This window comes from Sediminibacterium sp., from assembly GCF_030695065.1.
Taxonomy (GTDB): Bacteria; Bacteroidota; Bacteroidia; order Chitinophagales; family Chitinophagaceae; genus Sediminibacterium.
Genome location: NZ_JAUYTR010000021.1, coordinates 165,066 through 190,875, shown reverse-complemented (window position 1 = coordinate 190,875; position 25,810 = coordinate 165,066). Strand labels below are relative to the sequence as shown.

The window sequence follows — 25,810 nt, the reverse complement described above, 5'->3', positions numbered from 1 at the left end:
TTGTTATGAGACAATGCAAAAAAGAAACCCCCAAACTAATTGTAAGCCCAATAATTATGGCTGGCTTAGCATTCGGTCTATTTGCTTGTAATTCTCCAGAGCGGGCTGCAAAAATAATTGGCAAAAAAGCTACCCAGAAAGTAACCCAACTTTGTTTGCCCAATCAAATCAATTCTGAAGCCTGTTTATCAGAATTGGATCAATTGATAAGTCCCCCATCATTTTCAACCTCTATTTCAGATAAAACAGAAATTATTTCTACTTGGTAAATAGCCAGGTATAATACAGAAGATTACAACAAGCTCCTACAGTTTCCTTAAATTTGCAGCCAATTGATTTTATGGAGCTTAGTAAGAATTATATCCCTACAGAAATTGAAGCAAAATGGTACGAACACTGGATTAGCAAAAACTATTTCTCCAGTAAACCCGATGATAGAGAACCATACACCGTTGTGATTCCACCACCCAATGTTACAGGTGTATTACATATGGGGCACTGTTTAAATAATACCATACAAGATATTTTGGTTAGAAGGGCGCGTATGCAGGGTAAAAATGCCTGCTGGGTGCCTGGAACCGACCACGCCTCAATTGCTACCGAAGCAAAAGTGGTAGCAATGTTGCGCGAAAAAGGAATAGCAAAATCTTCGCTAAGCAGAACTGAGTTTTTAAATTATGCTTGGGAGTGGAAAGAAAAATACGGTGGAATCATTTTGCAACAGCTGCGTAAAATGGGTTGTAGCCTAGATTGGGATAGAACCAGCTTTACAATGGATCCAGATTACTATGATTCTGTAATTAATGTTTTCTTAGACCTTTATAAGAAGGGATACATTTATAGAGGAAAGCGGATGATTAATTGGGACGTGAAAGCCAAGACAGCATTGAGTGACGAGGAAGTAATTTATAAGGAAGTACAAAGCAAACTATATCACGTTAAATACAAACTTGAAAAGGGTGGAACTATTACTATTGCAACAGTAAGGCCTGAAACTATTTTGGGAGATGCTGCTATTTGTGTAAACCCTGCAGACGAGCGATATAAACAACTACATGGCCAATACGCTTTTGTTCCGTTGATTAATAGAAAAATCAAAATAATCCCAGATGAATATGTTACCCTAGACTTTGGAACAGGTGCATTAAAAGTGACTCCTGCCCATGATATGAACGACTATCAGCTGGGGCAGAAATACAATTTAGAAATAATTGATACCATGAACGACGATGGTACAATGAGTGATGCTGCACAATTGTATATTGGACTTGATAGATTTGAAGTTAGAAAAAAAATTGTTGCCGATTTAGAAGCAGCAGGTCATATTGATAAAATTGAAGAATATACCAATCAGGTTGGATTCAGTGAAAGAACCGATGCGGTAGTAGAACCCCGTTTAAGCTTGCAATGGTGGGTGAGCATGAAAGATTTGGCAGCACCCGCATTAACAGCTGTAATGGATGATGAAATTCATTTTCATCCAGCAAAGTTTAAAAACCTCTACCGCCATTGGATGGAAAATGTAAAAGATTGGTGCATCAGCAGGCAACTGTGGTGGGGACATCGCATTCCAGCTTGGTATACACAAGACGGACATTTTGCTGTGGCTAAAACAGCGGAAGAAGCATTGGTTGAATTACAAAATAAAACAGGCAATACTTCATTAACCCTTTCAGATATTCATCAAGACAATGATTGTTTAGATACTTGGTTCAGTAGTTGGCTTTGGCCTTTTGAAGTATTTGGTGGATTAAGCAACCCCAATAATGAAGAAGTAAACTACTACTACCCTACCAGCACTTTGGTGACCGCACCTGAAATTATTTTCTTTTGGGTTGCCAGAATGATTATGGCTGGCTATGAGTATAAAGGCAGCAAGCCTTTTAATGACGTCTATTTTACCGGAATTGTAAGAGACAAACTAGGCAGAAAGATGAGTAAAAGTTTGGGGAACTCTCCCGACTTACTTGGTTTAATTGATCAATATGGAGCCGATGCAGTGAGATTTGGCATTTTGATAGCTTCACCTGCAGGGAACGATATATTATTTGATGAAGCTTCTTTAGAACAAGGAAGAAATTTCAATAATAAGCTATGGAATGCATTGAAGTTGGTGAAAATGTGGGAATCACGTTTAGCCAGTTTAGGTACCCAATCTAGTACCGATATTGAAGAAGCTGCATTTGCCATTAACTGGTTCGAAAACAGGTTGAATCAAGTGAGTGCTGAAGTAGATGAACTAATGACTCAATTTAAATTGAGCGAAGCATTAAAAACCATTTACTCGTTAATTTGGGATGATTTCTGCAGCTGGTATTTGGAATGGGCAAAACCAGGATTTGAGCAACCAGTTGATTCTAAAGTTTATTCCAAAACCTTGGAATTTTTTGAAAAATTAATGGAGTTATTGCACCCCATCATGCCTTTTATTACGGAAGAAATTTTCCACTTATTAAAAGAACAAAAAGAAGATCTAACGGTAAAATTACAAGGAAAACCTAACCCGGCAGATGATACCATTTTAGCCGCAGGTAGTTTATTAAAGGACGTAATTACCAAACTAAGGGATGCTCGAAATAAAAATCAATTAAAACCGAAAGACCCTGTTGTATTGCATATTATGGCAGAAAATAACAACGGTTATAAAGCCATTGAAAGTATTTTAATGAAACAGGTAAATGCAAGCAATGTAGTTTATACTTCAACTGCAATAGCCAATACCATTGTGGTTAATATTGAAAAGGATAAATTTTTTATTGAAGCTGAACAACAGTTAGATACTGCCGCTATTAAAGATCGCTTGTTAAAAGACCTCGCATACGAACAAAACTTTCTTGCATCGGTAATGAAAAAGTTGAGCAATGAAAAATTTGTTCAAAATGCAAAACCAGAAATTATTGCACTAGAAAGAAAAAAACAAGCAGATGCAGAGGCAAGAATTAACACCATTGAAGAAAGTTTGAAATCATTGTAATGATCAGAATTGCTACACTAGACGATATACCAGTAATTCAGCAGATTGCATATAATACTTGGCCTTCAACTTATGGAGGAATTATATCCGAAGCGCAAATCAAGTACATGTTAGACCTCATGTATAGTACCGAATCATTGATACAACAAATGGCTAAAGGACATCAATTTTATTTATTTGAAAAAGAGCAACCTACGACCTCAGAAAATGAAGTGTTGGGATTTGCTTCAGTTTCAAATGAATCCGCGGGTGTATTTAAATTAAACAAACTCTATATTGTCCCTACGGCGCAAAAAACAGGAGCAGGTAAAGCACTATTGTCTGCAGTAAAAGGGTATGCAATACAAAACGGGGGCAAAGAATTGATTCTTCAAGTAAATAAACAAAACCCTGCTATTGAATTTTATAAAAGACAAGGGTTAAGTATTTTATCTGAAAATATTTTTGAGTTAGAAAAAGGATTTGTCATGGACGACTATATAATGGGCATTCAACTTTAACTGATATAAATCATAAAATAATAGGTTTGACTATTGTAATATTACCATTAGTTTAAACTCCATTTTATGCACCTACACCCTTGCAATAAATATTTTTTTATAAAATCAACATTGCTTGTATTAATAACAGCAATGCTTGTAGCATGCACTCATCAGGAGATAAAAAAAGAAACCGGATTAGATAAATTAATGAAGGGAAATCAGCGCTTTGCTAGTTTAAGACCTACCCATCCCAACGAAGATCAAAAACATATGTTAGAGGAGTCTAAAGCTCAGCATCCTTTTGCAGTAGTTGTTTGCTGTTCAGACTCAAGAGTTGCTCCAGAACTTATTTTTGATCAAGGAATTGGGGACTTATTCGTTATTAGAACAGCTGGCAATATAATTGGTGGGCTAGAATTAGGGAGTATTGAATATGCTGTTGAACATTTTAAATGTAAACTAATTGTTGTGTTAGGTCATGAAAATTGTGGCGCTATAAAAGCGTTTATTGATCATGATGAAGCACCAGGTCATATTAAAGAAATTATTGACAGTATTACTAAAGAATCAGAAATAAAAGCAATCTCAATTAATGATAAAGATAGACTAGACCATAGTGTAATTGCCAATACTATTCATGTAAGTAAACAAATTAGTGCCCAATCTTCTTTAATAAAAGAAAAAATAGACAATAAGCAACTTCAGATAGTGGCAAGCAGATACGATTTAAATGATTTCAAAGTAAGCATCTTAAAATACTAGTTTTTAGGATTAACTATGTACCACAATAAGTTGCATAAAAACCATCCCCATTAACAGGTGGATCTTGATATAAGGATATGTTTGGACAAGCAAAATAAGGCGATTGCAGTGCAGTTAAAAAGCTATTAAACTGTGTTAAGTCATTGGTGTATGCTACTGAATCTAACACTTTTTCTACCCAATGATTTCTTGGAATGACTAAAGGATTTTGCAATTGCATGATTGCTTGAGCTTGGGCAATGGTACTGCCCTGCTTATTCAATAATGCTTCTCGCTTTTGCCGCCACTCTGCAAAAAATGAACTGGCATAAATCCCTTCAGGAATAAGAACCGACTGAATTTGAAGAAAGGTATTGGTGTAATCGGTTTGGTTTTCTTTCATCCAATTCAGTAATTCTTTGATTAACTCAACCACTTCATCAGATAATTGATCTTTAGTAAAACCAATCTTTGTTCCCATCATTGCAGTATATTCCTCTGTATATAAATTAGGAAATATATTCAATACTTCTTTTGCTAATTCAACTGCTTTTGTTTGATCTTCATCAATAATAGGTAACAATGCATTGGCTAGGCAACTTAAGTTCCAATGTGCTATACCTGGTTGATTGGCGAATGCATATCTGCCGTTGGTGTCAATAGAACTAAACACTTTAGCAGGATCATATCCATTCATAAATGCACATGGTCCATAGTCGAATGTTTCTCCTGCTATTGACATATTATCGGTGTTCATTACTCCATGAATAAATCCTACCCGCATCCAATGAACTATTAAATTTACCTGTTTAATCAATACTTCTTTTAACAAGGATAATGCTTGGTTATCCGATTCTAATTGAGATAGATAATGTCTTTTTAATGTATAATTGGTATAATCAATTAATTCTTCCTTCGTTAAATAATGATTAGCATATTCAAAGCTTCCTACCCGAATATGACTTTGCATAACCCTTGTTAATACTGCACCATCTTGAATTTCTTCTCTAAAAACTTTTTCGCCGGTGGTTACTACGGCCAAACTTCTTGATGTTGGTATACCCAATCCATGCATTGCCTCGCTGATTAAATATTCTCTCAACATTGCTTTTAGTGTTGCCCTGCCGTCTCCCCTTCTTGAAAAAGGCGTAGGACCTGATCCCTTTAGCTGAATATCGTATCGTTTTTGACTGGGGGCTATATGCTCCCCAAGTAAAATGGCTCTACCATCTCCGAGCATAGTAAAATAACCAAATTGATGACCGGCATATGCCTGTGCCATTGGCACTGACCCCTCGGCCAATTGATTGCCACACAAAATTTGAGTAAAAGTTTGATTGCTTTCATCTGATTGATCAACCTGAAGTCCCAGTTCATTTGCCAAAGCTTGATTGAACAGCAATAAATTGGGAAACTTCACATGTGTAGGATTAACCAATTCAAAAAATGAATTTCCTAAAGATGTGTAAGATGTATTGAAATTGAAAATATGGTTAGACAAAATTGCTTATTTAAAATGCAAATTACTTAATCAATGAACCAACACATGCGTTTGTTTAATTACCCCCATTACAAATACCGACTGAACATGCCCTATATTTTCTGCTTGAGATAATTTATTTACATGGAAATCGTAATAGGCATCCATACTCTCTGCTACTACTTTTAACATAAAATCAAACTCTCCTGAAATATTATAACATTCTATTACTTCATTTAATTCGTGCATTCGTTTAATAAATTTTCCTCCAGCGGTTTTATCATGTTGCTTTAAAGAAACATAGCAAATAACCATTAAGCCTTTTTTTACTTTAGTATGATCTACCAAGGTTGCATATTGTTTAATCACCCCTGACTCTTCCATTCTTTTAATACGCTCATGAACTGGAGTAGTACTTAAATGAACTTGATCAGCAATTTCCTTTACGGTGGCCCTAGCATTTTGCTGTAATACTTTTAATATAGCTATGTCTTTGGTATCCAAAGAAAGTGAAACAGTGGATTCGGCTTTTTTAGTTGGTTTGGACATTGCATTATGCTATTTTATTCTTCAATTATTCTACAAATTAGATGTTTATTCTTTATTTACAAATAATTATGTGCTTTTATTCTTTAAAATTAACTTTGCGCTACAATAAAATACTATTATGTCTACATTAACATCAACAATTGATTTCAGCTTGCCATACAAAGTGGCTGATATTAGCTTGGCCGATTGGGGTCGCAAAGAAATTCGTTTAGCTGAAGCGGAAATGCCTGGTTTAATGGCTTTACGTGCTGAATATGGCGCTTCTCAACCTTTGAAAGGTGCAAGAGTTGCAGGTTGTTTACATATGACCATTCAAACTGCAGTTTTAATTGAAACATTAGTAGCATTAGGTGCTGAAGTAAAATGGAGCTCTTGTAATATATTCTCTACTCAAGATCAGGCTGCTGCAGCAATAGCTGCTGCTGGAATTGGCGTATTTGCTTGGAAAGGTCAAACCCAAGAAGAAGCTGATTGGTGTATTGAGCAAACTTTGTTCTTTGGTGGTGCTGATCGTCCATTAAATATGATTTTAGACGACGGTGGAGATTTAACCAATATGGTATTTGATAAATATCCTGAGTTAATTGCCCATATTAAAGGTTTATCTGAAGAAACTACTACAGGTGTTCACCGTTTATATGAGCGCATGGCTAAGGGTACTTTACCTATTCCTGCTATTAACGTAAATGATTCTGTAACTAAATCTAAGTTTGATAACAAATACGGTTGTCAAGAGTCTCTAGTAGACGCTATCCGTAGAGCTACTGACGTAATGATGGCTGGTAAAGTTGCTGTTGTTGGTGGATACGGAGACGTTGGTAAAGGATCTGCTCTTTCTCTTCGTGGAGCAGGTTGCAGAGTAATTGTTACCGAAATTGATCCAATTTGTGCTTTACAAGCAGCAATGGATGGATTTGAAGTTAAGCCAATGGCAATTGCTGTTACTGAAGCGGATATTGTGGTAACTGCATCAGGTTGTAGAGACTTGATTACAGAGAAGCATTTCCGTTTAATGAAAGACAAAGCGATTGTTTGTAATATTGGTCACTTTGATATTGAAATTGATATGGCATGGTTAAATGCTAATTATGGTAACACAAAAGATACCATTAAGCCACAAGTTGACTTATATAATATAGATGGTAAAGATATTATTGTATTAGCTGAAGGCCGATTAGTGAACCTAGGTTGTGCAACTGGTCACCCATCTTTTGTGATGAGTAACTCATTCAGTAACCAAACTTTAGCTCAAATTGAATTGTGGATGAACCACAAAAACTACGAAAACAAAGTGTACGTTTTACCTAAGCATTTAGATGAAAAAGTAGCTCGTTTACACCTTGCAAAAGTAGGCGCTCAATTAGATGAATTAACTGATGAGCAAGCCACTTATTTAGGCATCAGTAAAAACGGTCCTTTCAAATCTGATATGTACCGTTACTAGTATATATATTTATTTTTTTAGCAGCGCCTCGGTTTAATCGAGGCGCTGCTTTTTTTTATATTTAGAGCAACTATTTGCCCTATTATATATTCATTTTTTTAAATAGCATAACCTTTAATATATTTATAAAATATTACAATTCCCCCTCTGTTTAATGAAGTGTAATCTTAACACAATGAAATCTATTGCGAATCTCTTAGTTTTATTTTTAATTTTTAGTTGGTATAGTTGTTCTACCAATCAAAACAATGCAGATTGGGATACTAAAGAAAGTTTTTTAGATTCTGCAATAATTAAAATTAGTCAGCAAAAAAATACAAATAAAAGAAGCGAACTTGTATTCCTTGATTCTACTGTTTATGGGAAAAAATTGAATCTGAAACAACAAATTCAGGTTTATGCGCACAAGTCAGGTATCTATTGTTACCATTTACAAAAACCAGACTCAGCAAAATTGTATGCAGACTCAATGCTGTATATATTAAAAGATAAAGATCCACAGGAGTTTCCAAATGCATTTACCTATGCCTACTATACCAATGGAGATGCATTGTATGCCAACAATCAATTTAATGAAGCATACACCTATTATTACAAAGCAAGGCAATTCAACTCTAAAATAAAAGATTATTGCTCTTTAAAAGAATATAGTTACAGGGTTGGAATGATTTTATATAAGCAGCGAAAATTCAAAGATGCTGCTGAGAGTTTTCAACAAAGTTTAGCTGAATCTAACTTGTGCGCAAAAGGAGAACAATTTACCAACTATTACAGAAAACAAGAATTACAAAATAATATTGCACTAAGTTTCTATATGCAAGGCTATAATGACAGTGCATTGAATTACTATCAAAAAGCACTTGACTATATTTCGGCACATCAAAAAGCAGATACAACCACTTTTTTTTACGATGAAATGGCCAAAGGAGTGGTTTATGGGAATATTGGAGATTTATACAAGAAAGCTGGAAATATTAAAGATGCAGAAAAAAACTACCAGAAAAGCATCAATATCAATTTGCATTCTGGAAGAGAAACCATTGATGCACAATTCAGTTATTTAAAATTGGCCGAATTGTATGAAGAACAAAAGAAAATAGGCAAATTGGGTATAGCCTTAGAGGAGATCAGAAAATCGATGGATGAACAATCCAACCCAAAAGCTGAAATAAAATGGAATAAACTTTCATGGAAATACCATGATTTTTTAAACAACAAAGAAAATGCATACCTACATTTGGCCAAATTTCAGGCATTACAAGAAGAGGACGATAAACTAAATAAGCGTATTTACGAAGTAGATATCAATAAACAACTAGAACTTTTAGAGCAACAAAATCAGCTTCATATTGCACATCACGAAAATGAAGTATCTAAAACTTATCTAATTGCTACTGCAGTTATCCTTTTTCTTATTATACTTTTAAGTATCATACTCGGCCGAAATTGGATGCATTCAAGGAAACATATTGCCACACTTAAAGAATTAAACGAAACGGTTAACACACAAAATGATCAACTAGAAATTGCGATGAGTGCTTTGCAAAAGACCATTTCTGAAAAAGACAATATTTTAAAGCTGGTTGCTCACGATTTAAGAACCCCAGTTGCATCCATTCCAACGATGGTGGAAATAATCATTGCCGAACAGGATGAAACGCAAAAACTAGAATACCTAGACATGATAAAATCTGCATGCAATAGTTCGCTAACATTAATAGCAGAAATCATGGCTACTGCAGATATTAGTAACAAAAACATTGAAAAGGAGCCCACCTTACTCAATGAATTTATAAATGATTGCGCTGCCATTCTTGAGCTAAAAGTAAAGGAGAAAAATCAACAATTGGTTGTACTATTACCAACTACCGACACAACAGTAATGTTGAATCCGGAGAAAATGAAAAGAGTAGTCTTTAACCTAGTGACTAATTCTGTTAAATTTAGTAAAAGAGATACAATTATTACCCTTTCAGCTAAAATAATCAACAATAAGGCATTTATTGAAGTTTCAGATAATGGCATTGGAATTCCTGAAAAAATACTCCCTGAAATATTTAATATTTCTAAATCTGGAAAAAGAAAAGGAACAGATGGAGAAAAGTCTTATGGATTAGGCTTAAATATTTGCAAAAGAATTGTTGAAGCGCATGATGGATCAATAAATGTTCTAAGCCAAGAAGGAAAGGGTAGCACTTTTACAGTAGAACTACCCTTAACTTAAGGCTATTGAGTTAATAAAGCATATAATTCATCTTTGAGGAGCAATCTTTTTTTTCTTAACTCTGTTAAAACTACATCAGCAGGTGTTTCCACGCCTGTTTCAATTCGATGAACTGCATGGTTCACTTCGTCATACTCATCGGTCAGTTTTTTAAAATGGGCATTAGACACTTTTAATTCAGAAATTTTTGAATCAAATTCGGGGAATTCATGGTGTAAGTCGTGTTTTTCCATTTTGTTGTAGTTTTATACTTTAAAGTTATTTAAGTTTCAAGTTCAATAAAATGATTAATATCAGGTCTGTAACAACATGGATTATTATTTGTGTTTTTATTGCAATATTGGCAGGCTCTGGATCAGCATTATTCTTGGTTTCGCTCGACTATATTACACAAGCAAGAGAAAAGCAAACTTTATTCATTGCGCTATTGCCAATTGCAGGATTTATTACTGCGCTCATTTATCTGACGCTTGGGAAATCAGCTTCAGGAGGCAATCAATTGATTGTAGAAAATATCATTGAACCCACAAAGCCAATTTTACCCTTATTGATGGCTCCTTTAATTTATATTACTACCCTACTTTCACATCTATTTGGGGCTTCAGCTGGTCGTGAAGGAACGGCTTTACAAATGTCTGTAGGTTTAGCGGATCAACTCACAAAGCCCTTTAAACTTACCGAAAAAGAAAGGCACACGCTACTATTGGCTTCAGTTGCAGCTGGCTTTGGATCAGTATTTGGCACTCCTATAGCTGGAGCTGTTTTTGCATTGGAGTTTATTCGTAAGAAAAAAATATTACCTGCTTTTTCGGTTCTAATAGTAATAATTTGTTCTTATTTAGCTCACTGGATTTGTTTGGCATGGGGAGTGACCCATACGCAGTATAACATCAATCAATTACCCCAAACCAATCTTACCAATATTTCCTCAGTCTTAATTGTTTCATTGGCATTTGGCTTTATTGCATTTACTTTTAAATCTATTTTGCATTATTTTAAACAATGGAGTATAAATCATCTCCCAAATGAATTATGGAGATCTGTAATTGGAGGTATACTCATTGCTTTAATTGTATTTTCAACCAATAGTTTTGACTTTATTGGATTAGGAATCAAATCTATTGTTGGTGCTTTTAATATGCCCGCAAACTATTTTGATTTCGCAATTAAAATGTTTCTAACAATTTTAACATTAGGCGTTGGCTTCAAGGGGGGTGAAGTAACTCCTTTATTTTTTATAGGTGCAACATTTGGAAGTGCCCTTTCCCTGATTTTGCCACTCCCCATTTCATTTTTAGCGGGCATGGGAATGATTGCTGTTTTTGGAGCAGCAGCCAAAACACCAATTGCAGCTGCTTTTTTATCATTAGAGCTTTTTGGAAAAGAATATTTTTTTTATGCTCTTGCTATTTGCATAATAGCTAGTTTTATTGCAGGTAAAAAATCAATTTATCAATCCTAACAAAATGAACTGGCAACCCAATTTTTTAGAAAATGATTTTGTAAAGCTAGTACCACTTACTGAAGGTCATTTTGAGCAGCTTTATACAGTTGCGTCTGATCCACTTATTTGGGAACAACATCCCAATAAAAACAGGTATCAACTTACTGTTTTTAAGAATTTTTTTGAAGGAGCGCTTTTATCGAAAGGTGCATTTTTGATAGTAGATGCCAAAACCAATGAAGCAATTGGCAGTAGTAGATTTTGCAATTACAACCCAGAAAAAAAATTGGTTGAAATTGGTTATACATTTTATGCAAGAAAATGCTGGGGGAAACCTTATAATAAATCTACCAAACAATTGATGATTAATTATGCCCTTGAAAAGGTAAATACAATTCATTTCTTTGTTGGAGCCGAAAATACCCGTTCTCAAAAAGCAATGGAAAAGCTTGGTGCAATTAAATTGGGCGAAGTATTAATGCCTTATTATGGAGAACCAGATAGATTGAATTTTCAATACCAAATAGACCGAAATTTATGGGAAGCTAATTCCTTAAAAACAGAAAATTAATAATGAAAGAACCCAATAACAGGCCAGCTCAAGCCAAAATATTAAGAAACTTTAGAAAGTTACACAGAATCACTGGGGCATTACTGTTTGTTTTCTTTTTTATTGTAGCCATTACCGGTTCTTTGCTGGGATGGAAAAAGAATAGTGGAGGGATGATTATGGCAAAATCATATAAAGGTAGTTCTACTGATTTAAAAGATTGGCTTTCTATAGACAGCTTATACATAAATGCTTGCAATTATTTAAAAGACTCTGTTTCAAGTGATTTGTCTACTGAAGTTGACAGAATAGATATTAGAAAAGATAAAGGGATGGTTAAATTTGTTTTTACCAATCACTTTACTGGATTGCAAGTTGATGGAGCAACCGGACAAATTTTACATATTGAAAAAAGAAGAGCAGATTATATTGAAAAAATTCACGACGGTTCAATTATTGATTTTTATTTTGGTTGGGACGGATATTTTAAATTAATCTATACCAGTATAATGGGACTTGCATTAATGCTATTTACCATAACTGGTTTTTGGCTTTGGTATGGACCAAAACGAATGAGAAAGCATGCTTAAATTTAACTTATGAGTGCTACAGACATATGGATGCTTATAGCCGGACTTGGATTGTTCCTATATGGTATGTTTCATTTGGAAGACTCAATGAAACAGATGGAAGGTCGTTCCTTTAAACTGTTTCTACAGAAAAACACCAAGAATAAATTCAAAGCCATCTTAAGTGGCACAATGGTAACTGCTGTTTTACAAAGTAGTTCCATCGTAAATTTAATGGTACTATCTTTTGTAGGGGCAGGAATTCTGTCTATGCGAAATGCTATAGCTGTGGTTTTAGGAGCTAATATTGGGGGAACTTTTAATAGCTGGCTGGTTGCTTTATTAGGATTTAAAGTAGATCTAAATAGTATTACACTACCCTTAATTGGAATTGCTGGCATTTGCTTAGTGGTATTTAAACAAAAAAAATCAATTTATCAGATAGGTCTGTTTTGTATGGGTTTGGGAATGCTCTTTTTAGGACTTCAATTTATGAAGCAGAGCATGGATGCTATGATGACCCAATTTGATTTTTCTCCTTATTTAACCTATCCGCGCATTGTTTTCCTATTAATAGGGTTTATCATCACTTCAATTGTTCAAACTAGTTCAGCCACTGTAGTAGTTGTATTAACTGCCTTATATGCCCATGTTATTCCCATTGAAACAGCCATTGCAGTTGTATTAGGTGCAGAACTCGGCACTACAGTTAAATTAATTCTAGGAGCAATCGGAGGAAATGCTGCTAAAAAAAGAGTGGCCCTAGGAAATAGCTTATTTAATGTTTTAACATCTGCAGCAGGCTTTATTTTAATTGAACCCATTATTCAATTAATTACCCAAACATTTTTAATAAAAGACCCCATTTTGGTATTAGTAGCGTTTCAAACTTTTATTAATCTGGCGGGAGTTATTTTGATTTATTTTTTCTTAAATAAATATGGAGATTTTTTAGAGAAACAATTTAAAGAGAGCAAGAAAACAGTATTACAATTTTTACAGAATGCTAGCGTAGAAGTTCCTTCAACTATAACTGACATGATGAATAAAGAAGTAGGACTTTATATTGAAAGAGTAATTCGATTTAATTTGACTACTTTCCATATAAAGCCCAATTGGCTTGTTAACAGTGAATTTGAAGGGGTTTATCAAAGTCAATATGCCAAAAATGATACTATAGAATTACCTGATCAATATCAACAATTAAAGGAATCAGAAGGAGAAATTTTAGCCTATTATTCAAAAGTTATTTCACAGATAAAGCAGTCTGATGAAATTGTCAGAATAAATAAATTAATAGAAGCTCTTAGGAATGCAATGTACTCAGCCAAAGGAATGAAAGATGTTTACCAAGACAAAACAGAATTCAGCAATTCAATAAATGAAGTGAAATATGAAATGTATCATCAGTTTCAGGCTGAATTAAGTGAATTCTACAAAGTCTTATATGGATCGTTTACAAACAAAGAAATCAATAATGGACTAGAACGCATTACTGCATTATTAGAAAAAAATAAAATTGATTTTGACGAAAGGATTAATCACTTTTATTTTCATGCAGGTCAAAACATTCTTAAAGAAAAAGAGATTTCTACCTTATTTAACTTGAACAGAGAATTATATTCTTCTTGTAAAGCAATAGCACTTGCAGTAAAGGATTTCAAAGACAAACCAGAATAAAATATCATCGGCTCATTAATTAATTTAATTGAGCCGATGATAAAAATGGACACTTATAAATTGCCTCGTAAATCTTGTTCCCTTTCTAATGCTTCAAATAGCGCTTTGAAATTTCCTTTCCCAAAGCTTTTAGCTCCTTTACGTTGTATAATTTCAAAGAAAAGCGTTGGCCTGTCTTCAACTGGTTTACTAAAAATTTGTAATAAATATCCCTCGTCGTCTCTATCAACTAATATTCCCAATTCTTTCAACGGCTCTAAATCTTCATCAATTTTACCCACTCTGCTAATTAAATCATCATAATATGAATTAGGCACTTTCAAAAACTCTATACCGCGTTGTTGTAATTCGGAAACGGTTTCTACAATATCATTCGTAGCCAAAGCTACGTGTTGACATCCCTCTCCATCATAAAAATCTAGGTACTCCTCTACTTGAGACTTCTTCTTTCCTTCTGCGGGTTCATTTATTGGGAATTTTACAAAGCCATTGCCATTGCTCATTACTTTACTCATTAAAGCAGAATACTCTGTAGAAATATCGTTATCATCAAAACTTAAGATATTTTTAAATCCAAGCACATTTTCATAAAAAGCAACCCACTTATTCATTTGATTCCAACCTACATTCCCAACACAATGGTCTACATAAAGTAATCCAGTACTTACTGGATTATAGGATGATTCCCATTTTTTGAATCCTGGTAAAAAAACACCATTATAGTTTTTTCTTTCAATAAATAAGTGAACGGTATCGCCATAGGTTTTAATACCACTTATTACGGCTTCCCCATTTTCGTCGGTAAGTTTTACCGGCTCCATAACGGAAACCGCCCCGCGGCTGGTTGTTTGAAACCAAGCATCTGCCGCGTCTTCTACCATTAAAGCAAGGTGCTTAACTCCATCCCCATGTTTATATATATGATCTGCCATTTCATTGTTAGCCTTAAGAGGGGTAGTAAAAACAAAAGTGAGCTTATTCTGTCTTACTGCATAGCTAGCCCTATCTTTTATTCCTGTTTCTGGGCCAGCATAAGCCAAGCTTTGAAAACCAAAAGCTGTTTTATAAAAATGTGCTGCCTGTTTAGCATTACCTACATAAAACTCTACATAATCGGTTCCCTGTAGAGGTAAAAAATCGCCTTGCTTTAATGAAGCATTTAATGGCATTGCAGAAATTGTATTCATAAAGAATGAAAATTAAAATTGAAAAATAATGAGATCCAGAAAAGAACCAGTAGTCAATGACTAATGGTCAATGCTTCAATCAAAAGATAATATTCAATTCTATTATCACTAAATCGTTTATGAGGATAATCAGGTAGCATCGAAGCAAATTTAGTTATCTTTGGCCTTATGAAAATTGGAATTCTTGGAGGTGGTCAATTAGGTCGTATGTTGCTTCAAGCAGCAGCTAATTATACGGTAGATACCTATGTTTTAGAAAATGACCCCAATTGTCCTTCGGCGCATTTATGTCACAATTTCATTAAAGGGGATATTACCGATTTTGATGCAGTATATCAATTTGGTAAAAATTTAGATGCAATTACCATTGAAATTGAGTCTGTAAATGTTGACGCATTAGAAAAATTGCAGTCTGAAGGGGTTAAAGTTTACCCCCACCCTTCGGCCATTCGCATTATCAAGAACAAAATCACGCAAAAACAATTTTACAAAGACAATGGCATTCCAAGCTCTGAATTTGTAATAACCGAGTCTAAGGAAGATTTACTCAATCATCTTTCTTTTTTGCCTGCCGTACATAAAATTGGCGAAGGCGGATATGATGGCAAAGGGGTTCAAATAATCAATAATGAATTTGATCTTGATAAGGCATTTAGTGCTGCAAGTGTGTTAGAAAAAAAAGTGACAATTAAAAAAGAAATAGCCTTAATTGTTGCAATGAATGATAAAGGTGAGACCGCAATATTTCCAGCATCTGAAATGATGGTTAACCCAGCATTAAACTTATTAGACTACCAAATTAGTCCTGCATTAATACCAGAAAAAGTGCTTTGGGTTGTGGAAGCAGTTGCCATTAAATTGGTTAAAGCACTTAGTAGCCCTGGGCTATTTGCTGTTGAAATGTTTATTGACCAAAATGATGAAGTATGGGTTAACGAAACGGCACCACGAGTTCACAACAGCGGACATCATACCATTGAAGCCAATTACTGTAGTCAATATGATATGTTGTGGAGAATTATGCTTCAATATCCATTGGGCAATACAGAACCAATTCTTCCCGCTGCAATTGTAAATATTATTGGTGAAGAGGGTTTTAGTGGGAATGCAGTGTATGAAGGTTTAGAAGAAGTACTGAAAACAGATAATGCTTTCGTTCATTTATATGGCAAACTTACCACAAAGCCAGGTAGAAAAATGGGACATGTCACCATCATGCATAAGGATTATCAAGACCTGACTCATAAAGCCAATAAAATAAAGAATACACTTAAAGTAAAAGCCAATTAACTTCTTTTGGTATTCAATGGCTTTAAAAAACCAATACCTATTAAGCTTTTGGTTTGAAGGCCGGGAGAATTTTTTGAAGGTCCAAATAGTCTTACATCATCATCATAAATTAGGTCTAAACTATAGGTTGCTGAGAAGAATTTATTAATTTTAAAAGAGAATAAATTCGTCATAAACAAGTCTACATTTTGAGGCTTACTTTGGTAGTTGGAGAATAAATCCATTTTGCCTTTATATGTGATATTCTTAGCAATGGTGTTGCTATAATTTAGGGTGATGAAAGCTCCTATTTGATTAAAATTTCCTGCGCCAGCCGGAACCCCATACCCTCCCTTATCTGATAAGGATTTATTGGCTAAAACAATCCACCTTGACGTTAGCGGTGAAATGAAAATAGATAAATACTGATCGGGCTTGTAATCGAAACCAGCAGATAAAATAATATAAGCAGGCGATAACAATGAAGAAGTAAAAGTGGGTTGATTATTATTAAAAGTGTACCCATCAAAAAATTGAGACCTAAAATTTATTAGCGTAGATACATACCATTTGCCCAAAGAGTCCATTTTGTATCCGTATTTACTTAAGTAATCTAAACGATCATCGTTTTTACGGCTTCCTAAACTAGTGCTTTGTATATAACCTAAATTAACATCTACCGAATTATCCCAAAAATGTCGCTTGTATTTGTATAATATAAAATAGTTCATGTATCCATTGGCGGTTAGAGAAAAATTATCGCCCCCAGACGCCCAGTTACTTAACGAACCCTGCGCTAGATTGAAACTAAATAACCCTCCCCGTTTCCAGTTCCAGCCTGTTGTATCATTGTCCTTTTTTATTGTTCGGTTAATCTCTCTTTTCAATGCCTGCACCACATTGTCCTGCCCTTTCACAATAAATCCGGTTGTTAACATTAGGGTTAACCACAGGAAAATTCTACTCATGTATACATTTTTCAAATCAAATATAGGAAACCCACGCAATTTTTCTTGTATTATCGCTGACAAACTGGCATAAATTGAGGATATTCAGTACATTTGTAGCTTAATTAACAAAGGATGGAACTGGCTGAATTACTGAATAAAAAACACGACGAAGCAAGACAAGGAGAAGCGTTTAAAGCTAGTGTTGCCCCTATACAGGATGGCAAGAAATTTTATATAGAGAGTTATGGTTGTGCTATGAACTTTTCGGACAGTGAAGTAGTTGCTTCCATATTACAAGAAAATGAATTTAGCGCAACCCCCGATTTTGAAACAGCTGATCTTATTTTAATTAATACTTGTTCTATAAGAGAAAAAGCAGAGCTAACCATTCGGAAACGATTAACTGAATTTAGAAAAATAAAAAGAACCAGACCTGGAATGCTTATTGGCGTTTTAGGTTGTATGGCCGAAAGATTAAAAGCTCAATTACTAGAACAAGAAAAATTGGTTGACTTGGTAATTGGTCCAGATGCTTACAGGTCTCTACCAACTTTAATTAAAGAAGCTTCTGGTGGCCAAAAAGGGGTAAATGTATTATTAAGTAGAGACGAAACCTACGGCGACATTGCTCCCGTAAGATTAAATAGCAATGGTATTACCGCATTTGTTTCAATCACAAGAGGTTGTAATAATATGTGCAGCTTTTGTGTGGTTCCATTTACCAGAGGGCGTGAAAGAAGTAGATCTGCCAATTCAATTATTGAAGAAATCAAATTGTTGGTTAATCAAGGCTATAAAGAAATAACCCTGCTAGGCCAAAACGTAGATAGTTATCATTGGGTGAATGAAACGGGCAACGAAACGGTCACTTTTGCCAATTTATTAGAACAAGCTGCATTAGTTAGCCCCGACTTAAGGGTTCGATTCAGCACTTCTCATCCAAAAGATATCACAGATGTTGTGTTATATACTATGGCTAAATATGAAAATATTTGTAAGTGCATTCACCTTCCAGTACAAAGTGGAAACACAAGGGTATTGCAACTAATGAATAGAACTTATTCTAGAGAATGGTATTTGGCTAAAGTAGATCGCATTAGAGAAATCTTGCCGAATTGTGGTTTAACATCTGATATGATTGCTGGTTTTTGTACAGAAACCGAAGAAGAACACCAAGACACATTAACCCTAATGGATTATTGTAGTTTCGATATGAGCTATATGTATTTCTACAGCGAGCGACCTGGAACATTGGCGGCAAGAAGATTCAAGGATGATATTTCATTAGAAGATAAAAAGCGTCGCTTGCAAGAAATTGTAGACAAACAAGGAGAACTGTCTACCAGAAGCAACTTAAATGATATTGGTAAAACGTTTAAAATATTAATTGAAACACGCTCCAAAAGAGATGCCAATGATTGGACAGGCAGAACCAGTCAAAATAAAATAACCGTATTCCCCAAATCAAATGAAAACCAACAACCTGGTGATTATGTTTGGGTAAAAATTCACGATTGCACTAGGGCTACCCTTTTAGGTACAATTGTGGATCATCCTTAAACCATTTATTATGGATTTACAAAGTATTAAAAATAGATTTGGAATTATTGGCAACTCCCCCGCTTTAAACCATGCATTGAATACTGCAGTGCAAGTTGCTGCTACCGATTTAACCGTTTTGATTGTAGGTGAAAGTGGTGTGGGTAAAGAAGTTTTTTCTCAAATCATCCACGCATTATCATCTAGAAAACACAACCCATTTATTGCAGTTAACTGCGGAGCTATACCTGAAGGTACCATTGACTCTGAATTATTTGGTCATGAAAAAGGTGCATTCACCGGTGCAGTAGATAGTAGAAAAGGATATTTTGAAACAGTGAATGGAGGTACCCTTTTCATGGATGAAATTGGGGAAATGCCATTGGGCACCCAAGCCAGATTATTGAGGGTGCTTGAAACAGGTGAATTTATTCGGGTGGGTAGTTCTAAAGTTCAGAAAACAGATGTTCGGGTAATTGCTGCAACCAATAGAGAATTATTAGAGTTTACTCAAAAAGGAAGATTTAGGGAAGACCTTTATTACCGATTAAGTACTGTTCCAATAAGGGTTTCTTCGTTAAGAGATAGAAAAGACGATATTCTTTTATTATTCAGAAAGTTTGTAGTTGATTTTGCTGAACGCTATAAAACTACCCCTGTTCAATTAGACGATGAGGCAAAAGAAATGTTGATTCAATACCCATGGCCTGGTAATATTAGAGAACTCAAAAATATTGCAGAGCAAATTTCTGTTCTTAGCCCTACTAATCAAGTTAGCGGTAAAGAAATGCGCATATTTCTTCCTGAAAAGAAAGACAACAGAATGCCCATGTTAGCTGGAACAGGAAGCAGTACTGGAGAATTTGCCAATGAAAGAGAAATTCTATACAAGCTCTTTTTTGATATGAAAAAGGATGTTACCGAGTTAAAAAAGATGTTTGTAGAAATTTTACAAAACCCTTCGTTAGCAGGAACAGCAGCAAATTTTACTAAGGAGTCTATTTTGAACGATTATGCAGGAAATGCTAATGAAATGCCTGTAATGAATTCGAACAATAATGTCAATTCATTAAATGCAGGTCAAAATAATTTACTTCCAGCAAATAGCAACAACGGATCTTTACCAGTGATTTTAAATAATGAGGATATTCAAGTTCACGAAGAAGTTGAAGAGTCTTTAAATATCATGGACAAGGAAAAAGAATTAATCATCAAGGCCCTAAAAAAGCATAGAGGAAAAAGAAAAGATGCTTCATTAGATCTTGGTATTAGTGAAAGAACTTTATACCGCAAATTGAAAGAATATGATATTGATGAATAATTTGATGCCTAAAAAAATTGCCACATTGCTACTATTGATATCGCTTTCACTGAGTGGTTGTTTTGTATATAAATTTAATGATGCTGTTATACCCACAAATGTAAAAACAGTTAAGATTGGATTTATTAAAAATAGGGCGAGGTATGTTAACCCACAATTGAGTCCTAAATTAACCGATAAGTTACAATCAAAAATTACTGGGCAAACCAAATTAACCAGAACAAATAATGATGATGCAGATTATGTGATAAGTGGGGCCATTACCAACTACGACCCAAGTCAAACAGTAGGTGTTTCTGCTCAACAGGCCAGTACCAACCGATTAACTGTTACAGTTCATATTGTACTACGAAAAACATTAGAAAACAAAGTAGAAGAATTTGATGTTTCCAGAAGTTTTGACTTCTCCGCAAATTTAACCTTGCAACAAGCAGAGGGACAGCTATTAGATGAAGTTGTTAGGAACTTAACAGACGAAATATTCAATCGCATATTTAATAACTGGTAAGAGAGTTGTATCTTTATTTTTTATGAAATTTACGCAGGAAAAAGCTTTAGTTCATTTAACAGGCAGTGCCGACCTATCTTCCATTAAAATGGAAGCAATAGAAAAATTGGTGCACGATTATCCTTTCTTTTCGCCAGGACAATACTTATTTGCTGCAAAATTAAAAAAAGAAGATCACCCTTTGGTTGGTTCACAAGCCATGAAAACGGCGCTGTATTTTACGAATCCGCATTGGCTTCAATTTCAACTAGAAGCATTAAAAGACCCAGGTATTGATCAGGCTCCAAAACAAGAATTGGATACCGCGTTGCTTCGCTCCATTCGTCAAAAGGATATTGAGTGGGATGAAATGATCAGTTTGCCCAAAATTGAAGAAACCATTGAATCTGCAGAAAAGAGTTTTGAAGCTCCTGAACTGCCTAATCCAGATATCTCTATACCGACTATAGAGAGTGTTAGAGAATTAATGAAAGGCATTGAACCTATTGATAAACCTGGAACAATCATTCCGGTTATTAGAGAAAATACCCCTTCTGCGCCTGTGGATTATACGCTGCCTGAAGTTCCAAATAGCGAACCTTTCGATCCGGTATTTAGTGCTTTAAATGACACGGAACCAACCGAAATGCCTGCCCCAATTGAAGCCAAGCAAGTTATTCTTGAGCCGCTATTGCCGGAACAGGAATACAGTGAAGAAGAAACGAGTAGCACAATTACACACCCCGATCAAGATAAGAGCGATGCCAAAATTGCCAGTATTTTGTCTAATCAGTTGGCTGAATTTAGAAAACCAATAGAGAAAGAAACAGAACTAGCCATTGAGCCTGTTCAAGATAAATTACATACAATTGATTATTTCGCTTCTCAGGGTATTCAAATTGATTTAAGTAAGATTCCGCAAGACAAACTTACTACCAAATTGAGAAGGTTTACTGATTGGTTAAAAGACATGAAAAATCATAGTCCAAACCCTGAAGACCTTGGTACTAGTCCTGAACAGGAGAAAAAAGTAGCTGAAACAGCCTTGGTTTCTAACGAATCTAAAGAAATTTTGACCGAAACAATGGCCGAAGTTTTAGCAAAGCAAGGCCAAATTGATAAGGCAATTCAGCTTTATATCAAATTAAGTTTCTCTAATCCTGAAAAAACCGCTTATTTTGCAGACAAAATTCAACAATTAAAAGGTATTTAAAATGATTTATCTGTTCTTGGTTCTAATTGTGATTGCAGCTGTGGGCTTGGCCTTTATGGTATTGATTCAAAATCCCAAAGGTGGTGGTTTAGCCGGTAATGTGGGTGGAATCAGCAATCAATTAATGGGTGTTAAGCAAACAACCGATGTTTTAGAGAAAGGCACTTGGATTTTTGCCGCTATCATAGCCCTATTGGCATTATTCTCTACTTTGTTTTTAAAAGGCGGTTCAACTGATGTTGACACTGAAGTTCTTCAGAAGATCAATACCACTACCACTAGCCCTGCTCCTGCTGCTTCTGGTGTTCAACAAGCACCTGCTGCTACAGTACCAACAAAAACTGATACATCTAAGAAATAAAGATATTTACACTTATTTTAAACCCTGCCTTGTAAAAAAGACAGGGTTTTTTATTTATTTTACTTTATGGCTCGAAAAAAACAATCACCTCCCAAAGCAACCAGTAGGTCTAAAAAAACTTTCCTCTTTATTACTTTAGCAATTGTTTTAATTGCTTTTATTACCTATTGGCTTTTTGCTTTATCTGCAACGGCATTTAATGAAAAAAGCAGAATGGTAACTATTGAAAAGGACAATACCCAAAAATCTGCGGTTTTAAAAGTTTTTGAAGATGCAGGTATTCTAAGATTTAATAGTCTTTTAGGAATAGCTGGCGCCCCTTTTAATATTTGGGATAAAATGAAACCAGGCAGGTACGAAATAAAGAAAGGTCAAAGCATCTTAGATATTGTTAGAATGCTTAAGAATGGCAGGCTGGCAGAAGTTAAATTAGTCATCAATAGAGTTAGAACCAAGGCAGAGTTAGCTAAGTTAATCAGCAAACAGTTTATGACCGATTCTAGCACAGTTATGGACTATTTAAGCTCTAATGATTCATTAGCAGAAATTAATTCAGACACCACTTTATTATTTACCAAAATAATACCCGACACTTATAACTATTTTGCAGATGCGTCTATGAAGACCATACTTCAGAAACTAAGTACCGGATCTAAAAATTTCTGGGAGAAAAATAATAGACTTCAAAAAGCAGCAGCTATAAAAATGACACCCGAGCAAGTGTATATTCTTGCTTCTATTGTAGATGAAGAAACCAACTATGATGCAGATAAATACAAAATTGCGAGTGTTTATCTCAATCGATTAAAAAAACAAATGCCTTTGCAAGCATGTCCAACCATCAAATATGCAATGAATGATTTTACCATTACGCGTATTTATGAAAAGTATTTAACCAACCCTTCCCCATACAACACCTACAAAGTTAAAGGCTTACCACCGGGACCTATATGTACCCCTTCACCTAAAACCATTGATATTGTGTTAGATGCGCCTCAAACAGACTATATTTATTTTGTAGCAAAGAGTGATTTTAGTGGCTATCACCATTTTAGCAATAATTACGAAGAACACAATGCCAAAGCAAAAGAATACCAGAAAAAATTAGATGATTATATGTTGAAAAAAAGGGCTGAAAAACCATAGTATGACTAAACTCGAAAGAATTATACTGAATTGGCCTCCTATTGCTTTTGTTATTCGAAAAAGCAAAGCATTGTATATTCCGGGGTTCCAAGGCATTCCTTTTTACGATGTAGTTGTTTTCTTTATAAAACAAGTAAACAAAATTGGATTAAATGAAAGAGCTGCCGCTATTTCTTTCAATTTAATTATGGCGCTTCCAGCAACCATATTATTCTTGTTTTCAATTCTACCCTATTTTCCTGAATTTCTAAATATTAAGCAACAAATGCTTGGGTTATTTGAAGACATAAGCCCCAACTCGAACACCTATAAAATTATTGCCAATTTAATGGACGACCTAATGCAGAGAAGTTTAGGGGTATTTTCATTTGGATTTTTATTAGTGGTTTATTATGCTTCTAATGCAATGATGTCTCTCATTATTACTTTTGACAGGTCCATTATGGAGCACAAAAGATTTTTTCTTCACCAGCGTTGGAAGGCCATACAACTAACTACAATAATCATTTTACTACTTATTGCTTCTACCTTAATTTTATTAGGGCAAGAACAACTCACCTATTTGCTACGCAAACTACTAGGACTTAAAAAATCAAATCTAGCTTGGCTAAACAGTATAAGATGGATAGTGATTATTGGATTATTCTTTTATGGAATTGCTTTTATTTATAAATATGCCCCATCCGTAAAAATCAGGTGGAAGCTGGTTTCGCCTGGTTCCCTTTTAGCTACAGCACTTATATTAAGTACTACGTTATTGTTTTCGTATTGGGTTAATAATTTTGGAAATTATAATAAGGTGTACGGATCAATAGGTACTATTATGATCTTAATGATTCTTGCATACATCAATTCTCTAATTCTATTAATTGGGTTTGAATTAAATGTAAGCATTACCTATTTAACCCAACATGCTGCACAAAGGAAAAAACTACAAGAATCAACTAGCTGAGAAACTTGCCCATAAAGATTTTATTTCTGCAGCAGCTGGATGCGGCTGCGCATTTTGGTCATATAATCCAGCTACTTTTCTTTGCCTGAAAGCTTCATAGATAGCAACTGCACAGGCTACAGAAATATTTAAACTAGGAATCATTCCAACTTGGGGTATAATAAAATTGCCATCCGCCAAGTCTCTGGCTTCTTTTGAAACGCCTTTGTGTTCATTGCCAAAAACTAAGGCAATACTATTAGTGAAATTGATATCATAGACCGACTTACTTGATTCCCCCAAGTAGGTAGTATAAATGGATTGGTATTTTGTTCGTAATTCGGCAAAGCAATCTTTAACATTGTTAAATGAATGAATGGTCAGCCATTTATTGGCGCTACTACTGCTTTTAATTCCAAAATATCCATCCTTAGGCAATTCTGTATTCAAGACATAAATATCTTGAATGCCAACTGCGTCACAAGTTCTCATCACCGCATAAATATTATGGGGATCATGCACATTTTCCATAACCACAGTAAGGCCATTCTGGCGTTTATTAATTACTTCGTCTAATTTTCGAGCTCTTTCAGGTGTCATTCGGTACAAACAGGTTGGTATTTTAAGGTAAATAGGGATGAATTAGAGCAAAATTGCAATTTAGTCTTGAATTATTAATATATTTTTGTACTGTACCCGTTCGTCAACCCTATGACAGCAAGACTCATCCGTGCAGAGAACTTACTCTGGGCGGTACCTATACTATTTGGCCTATTGGCCAACTACGCTGCTTACAGCGATGTGGCATTGCTGTACTTAGACGATAATTATTATATTTTAACGTTCCCCACTCTAATTGGTATCAGTTTATTGGTAATGCTTATCCCTTTTATGATGCATTCCGTTTTAAGAGACTTAGGACAGAGAAGCTTTTTTGCTTCTTGGGCACATGTATTCTTTTCTTGTTTATTAATAGCCACTATACTCTTTATTTATACATATGCGTTACCCATAAATATTAAGTGGAGATACTATATGGGTGAATTGCCTGCATATAAAAAATGGTCTTATTATAACACACTGGCATTGGGCATTTTTCAACTACTTGTATATATTCAAGCAGCTTATCTTATTTATGGGGTGAGCGTTTTAGTAAAACATAGAGTAGACCAAAAAAGATTGGAAAGAGAACACTATGATTATATTATTGATCATTTAGACCCTAACAATTCGGGTTCACTTTCTAAAAGTGCAGTTGCGTAAACACCT

At 34.8% G+C, this 25,810-nt stretch carries 25 protein-coding genes; 19 read left to right on the top strand and 6 right to left on the bottom strand.

Annotated elements, in window-relative coordinates; translation table 11 throughout:
• The first annotated feature begins 5 nt into the window (after nt 1–5).
• The 4 genes from Q8S25_RS10505 (at nt 6) to Q8S25_RS10490 (ending at nt 4,218) form a co-directional block, all read left to right on the top strand.
• Entirely contained in the window at nt 6–269 is a 264-nt protein-coding gene (locus Q8S25_RS10505; RefSeq protein WP_305537490.1) for a hypothetical protein, read from the top strand.
• A gap of 71 nt (nt 270–340) precedes the next feature.
• On the top strand, nt 341–2,974 hold the full coding sequence (locus Q8S25_RS10500; protein WP_305537488.1) for a valine--tRNA ligase: 2,634 nt from the start codon (nt 341–343) through the stop codon (nt 2,972–2,974).
• A complete protein-coding gene (locus tag Q8S25_RS10495) occupies nt 2,974–3,474 on the top strand; it encodes a GNAT family N-acetyltransferase (protein ID WP_305537486.1) in 501 nt (166 codons plus the stop codon). The genes Q8S25_RS10500 and Q8S25_RS10495 overlap by 1 nt, the downstream gene beginning before the upstream one ends.
• 132 nt (nt 3,475–3,606) lie before the next feature.
• Nucleotides 3,607–4,218 carry a carbonic anhydrase gene (locus tag Q8S25_RS10490; protein ID WP_305537484.1) on the top strand — a complete coding sequence of 204 codons (612 nt, stop codon included), beginning with the start codon at nt 3,607–3,609 and terminating at the stop codon, nt 4,216–4,218.
• A gap of 13 nt (nt 4,219–4,231) precedes the next feature.
• Here the strand turns inward: Q8S25_RS10490 and Q8S25_RS10485 are convergent, their stop codons facing one another.
• Together Q8S25_RS10485 and Q8S25_RS10480 are read right to left on the bottom strand one after the other, a co-directional pair.
• Nucleotides 4,232–5,698, bottom strand: coding sequence for a YdiU family protein (locus tag Q8S25_RS10485; protein ID WP_305537482.1), 1,467 nt, complete (start codon nt 5,696–5,698; stop codon nt 4,232–4,234).
• 30 nt (nt 5,699–5,728) lie between these two features.
• Nucleotides 5,729–6,226 carry an Lrp/AsnC family transcriptional regulator gene (locus tag Q8S25_RS10480; RefSeq protein ID WP_305537480.1) on the bottom strand — a complete coding sequence of 166 codons (498 nt, stop codon included), beginning with the start codon at nt 6,224–6,226 and terminating at the stop codon, nt 5,729–5,731.
• A 118-nt stretch (nt 6,227–6,344) separates the two neighbouring features.
• Here Q8S25_RS10480 and ahcY point away from each other — a divergent pair, with 118 nt between their 5' ends.
• Both ahcY and Q8S25_RS10470 read left to right on the top strand, forming a co-directional pair.
• Entirely contained in the window at nt 6,345–7,670 is a 1,326-nt protein-coding gene (gene ahcY / locus Q8S25_RS10475) for an adenosylhomocysteinase (RefSeq protein ID WP_305537478.1), read from the top strand.
• Nucleotides 7,671–7,845: 175 nt separating this feature from the next.
• The gene (locus Q8S25_RS10470; protein ID WP_305537476.1) at nt 7,846–9,894 is read left to right on the top strand and encodes a tetratricopeptide repeat-containing sensor histidine kinase; all 2,049 of its coding nucleotides are present in this window, start codon (nt 7,846–7,848) and stop codon (nt 9,892–9,894) included.
• Nucleotides 9,895–9,896: 2 nt separating this feature from the next.
• Here the strand turns inward: Q8S25_RS10470 and Q8S25_RS10465 are convergent, their stop codons facing one another.
• Nucleotides 9,897–10,127: a YdcH family protein gene (locus Q8S25_RS10465; RefSeq protein ID WP_305537475.1), complete on the bottom strand. Its 231-nt coding sequence runs from the start codon at nt 10,125–10,127 to the stop codon at nt 9,897–9,899.
• 50 nt (nt 10,128–10,177) lie between these two features.
• Between Q8S25_RS10465 and Q8S25_RS10460 the strand changes: the two genes are divergently transcribed.
• From Q8S25_RS10460 to Q8S25_RS10445, 4 genes are read left to right on the top strand one after another with little or no spacing between them, the layout of a single operon-like run.
• Nucleotides 10,178–11,356 (top strand): chloride channel protein, encoded by a 1,179-nt coding sequence (locus Q8S25_RS10460; RefSeq protein ID WP_305537474.1) that lies wholly within the window; start codon nt 10,178–10,180, stop codon nt 11,354–11,356.
• A gap of 4 nt (nt 11,357–11,360) precedes the next feature.
• Nucleotides 11,361–11,909: a GNAT family N-acetyltransferase gene (locus Q8S25_RS10455; protein ID WP_305537472.1), complete on the top strand. Its 549-nt coding sequence runs from the start codon at nt 11,361–11,363 to the stop codon at nt 11,907–11,909.
• A 2-nt stretch (nt 11,910–11,911) separates the two neighbouring features.
• On the top strand, nt 11,912–12,478 hold the full coding sequence (locus Q8S25_RS10450) for a PepSY-associated TM helix domain-containing protein (RefSeq protein WP_305537470.1): 567 nt from the start codon (nt 11,912–11,914) through the stop codon (nt 12,476–12,478).
• 9 nt (nt 12,479–12,487) lie between these two features.
• Complete coding sequence (locus tag Q8S25_RS10445; protein WP_305537468.1) at nt 12,488–14,137, top strand: Na/Pi cotransporter family protein; 1,650 nt, start codon at nt 12,488–12,490, stop codon at nt 14,135–14,137.
• Nucleotides 14,138–14,190: 53 nt separating this feature from the next.
• On the opposite strand, the gene hppD is transcribed toward Q8S25_RS10445, so the two are convergent.
• Nucleotides 14,191–15,324, bottom strand: a complete 1,134-nt coding sequence (hppD, locus tag Q8S25_RS10440; RefSeq protein ID WP_305537466.1) for a 4-hydroxyphenylpyruvate dioxygenase — start codon at nt 15,322–15,324, stop codon at nt 14,191–14,193.
• Nucleotides 15,325–15,492: 168 nt separating this feature from the next.
• On the opposite strand from hppD, the gene Q8S25_RS10435 reads away from it, so the two are divergent.
• Nucleotides 15,493–16,614, top strand: coding sequence for a 5-(carboxyamino)imidazole ribonucleotide synthase (locus tag Q8S25_RS10435; protein WP_305537464.1), 1,122 nt, complete (start codon nt 15,493–15,495; stop codon nt 16,612–16,614).
• On the opposite strand, the gene Q8S25_RS10430 is transcribed toward Q8S25_RS10435, so the two are convergent.
• Nucleotides 16,611–17,561, bottom strand: a complete 951-nt coding sequence (locus Q8S25_RS10430; protein ID WP_305537462.1) for a DUF3078 domain-containing protein — start codon at nt 17,559–17,561, stop codon at nt 16,611–16,613. The genes Q8S25_RS10435 and Q8S25_RS10430 overlap by 4 nt on opposite strands.
• A gap of 114 nt (nt 17,562–17,675) precedes the next feature.
• On the opposite strand from Q8S25_RS10430, the gene miaB reads away from it, so the two are divergent.
• From miaB to Q8S25_RS10395, 7 genes are all read left to right on the top strand, one after another.
• Complete coding sequence (gene miaB, locus Q8S25_RS10425) at nt 17,676–19,103, top strand: tRNA (N6-isopentenyl adenosine(37)-C2)-methylthiotransferase MiaB (protein ID WP_305537460.1); 1,428 nt, start codon at nt 17,676–17,678, stop codon at nt 19,101–19,103.
• A gap of 10 nt (nt 19,104–19,113) precedes the next feature.
• The gene (locus tag Q8S25_RS10420) at nt 19,114–20,403 is read left to right on the top strand and encodes a sigma-54-dependent Fis family transcriptional regulator (protein WP_305537458.1); all 1,290 of its coding nucleotides are present in this window, start codon (nt 19,114–19,116) and stop codon (nt 20,401–20,403) included.
• On the top strand, nt 20,387–20,911 hold the full coding sequence (locus tag Q8S25_RS10415; protein WP_305537456.1) for an LptE family protein: 525 nt from the start codon (nt 20,387–20,389) through the stop codon (nt 20,909–20,911). The genes Q8S25_RS10420 and Q8S25_RS10415 overlap by 17 nt, the downstream gene beginning before the upstream one ends.
• A 22-nt stretch (nt 20,912–20,933) precedes the next feature.
• On the top strand, nt 20,934–22,103 hold the full coding sequence (locus Q8S25_RS10410) for a hypothetical protein (protein WP_305537454.1): 1,170 nt from the start codon (nt 20,934–20,936) through the stop codon (nt 22,101–22,103).
• Nucleotide 22,104: 1 nt separating this feature from the next.
• Nucleotides 22,105–22,464 carry a preprotein translocase subunit SecG gene (secG, locus tag Q8S25_RS10405; RefSeq protein ID WP_305537452.1) on the top strand — a complete coding sequence of 120 codons (360 nt, stop codon included), beginning with the start codon at nt 22,105–22,107 and terminating at the stop codon, nt 22,462–22,464.
• 66 nt (nt 22,465–22,530) lie between these two features.
• Entirely contained in the window at nt 22,531–23,610 is a 1,080-nt protein-coding gene (mltG, locus tag Q8S25_RS10400; RefSeq protein WP_305537450.1) for an endolytic transglycosylase MltG, read from the top strand.
• Nucleotide 23,611: 1 nt separating this feature from the next.
• Nucleotides 23,612–24,562, top strand: a complete 951-nt coding sequence (locus Q8S25_RS10395; protein WP_305537448.1) for a YihY/virulence factor BrkB family protein — start codon at nt 23,612–23,614, stop codon at nt 24,560–24,562.
• Here the strand turns inward: Q8S25_RS10395 and Q8S25_RS10390 are convergent.
• Nucleotides 24,551–25,141, bottom strand: a complete 591-nt coding sequence (locus Q8S25_RS10390) for an RNA methyltransferase (protein ID WP_305537446.1) — start codon at nt 25,139–25,141, stop codon at nt 24,551–24,553. The genes Q8S25_RS10395 and Q8S25_RS10390 overlap by 12 nt on opposite strands.
• 111 nt (nt 25,142–25,252) lie before the next feature.
• Between Q8S25_RS10390 and Q8S25_RS10385 the strand changes: the two genes are divergently transcribed.
• Entirely contained in the window at nt 25,253–25,804 is a 552-nt protein-coding gene (locus Q8S25_RS10385) for a hypothetical protein (protein ID WP_305537444.1), read from the top strand.
• The last annotated feature ends 6 nt before the right edge of the window (nt 25,805–25,810 follow it).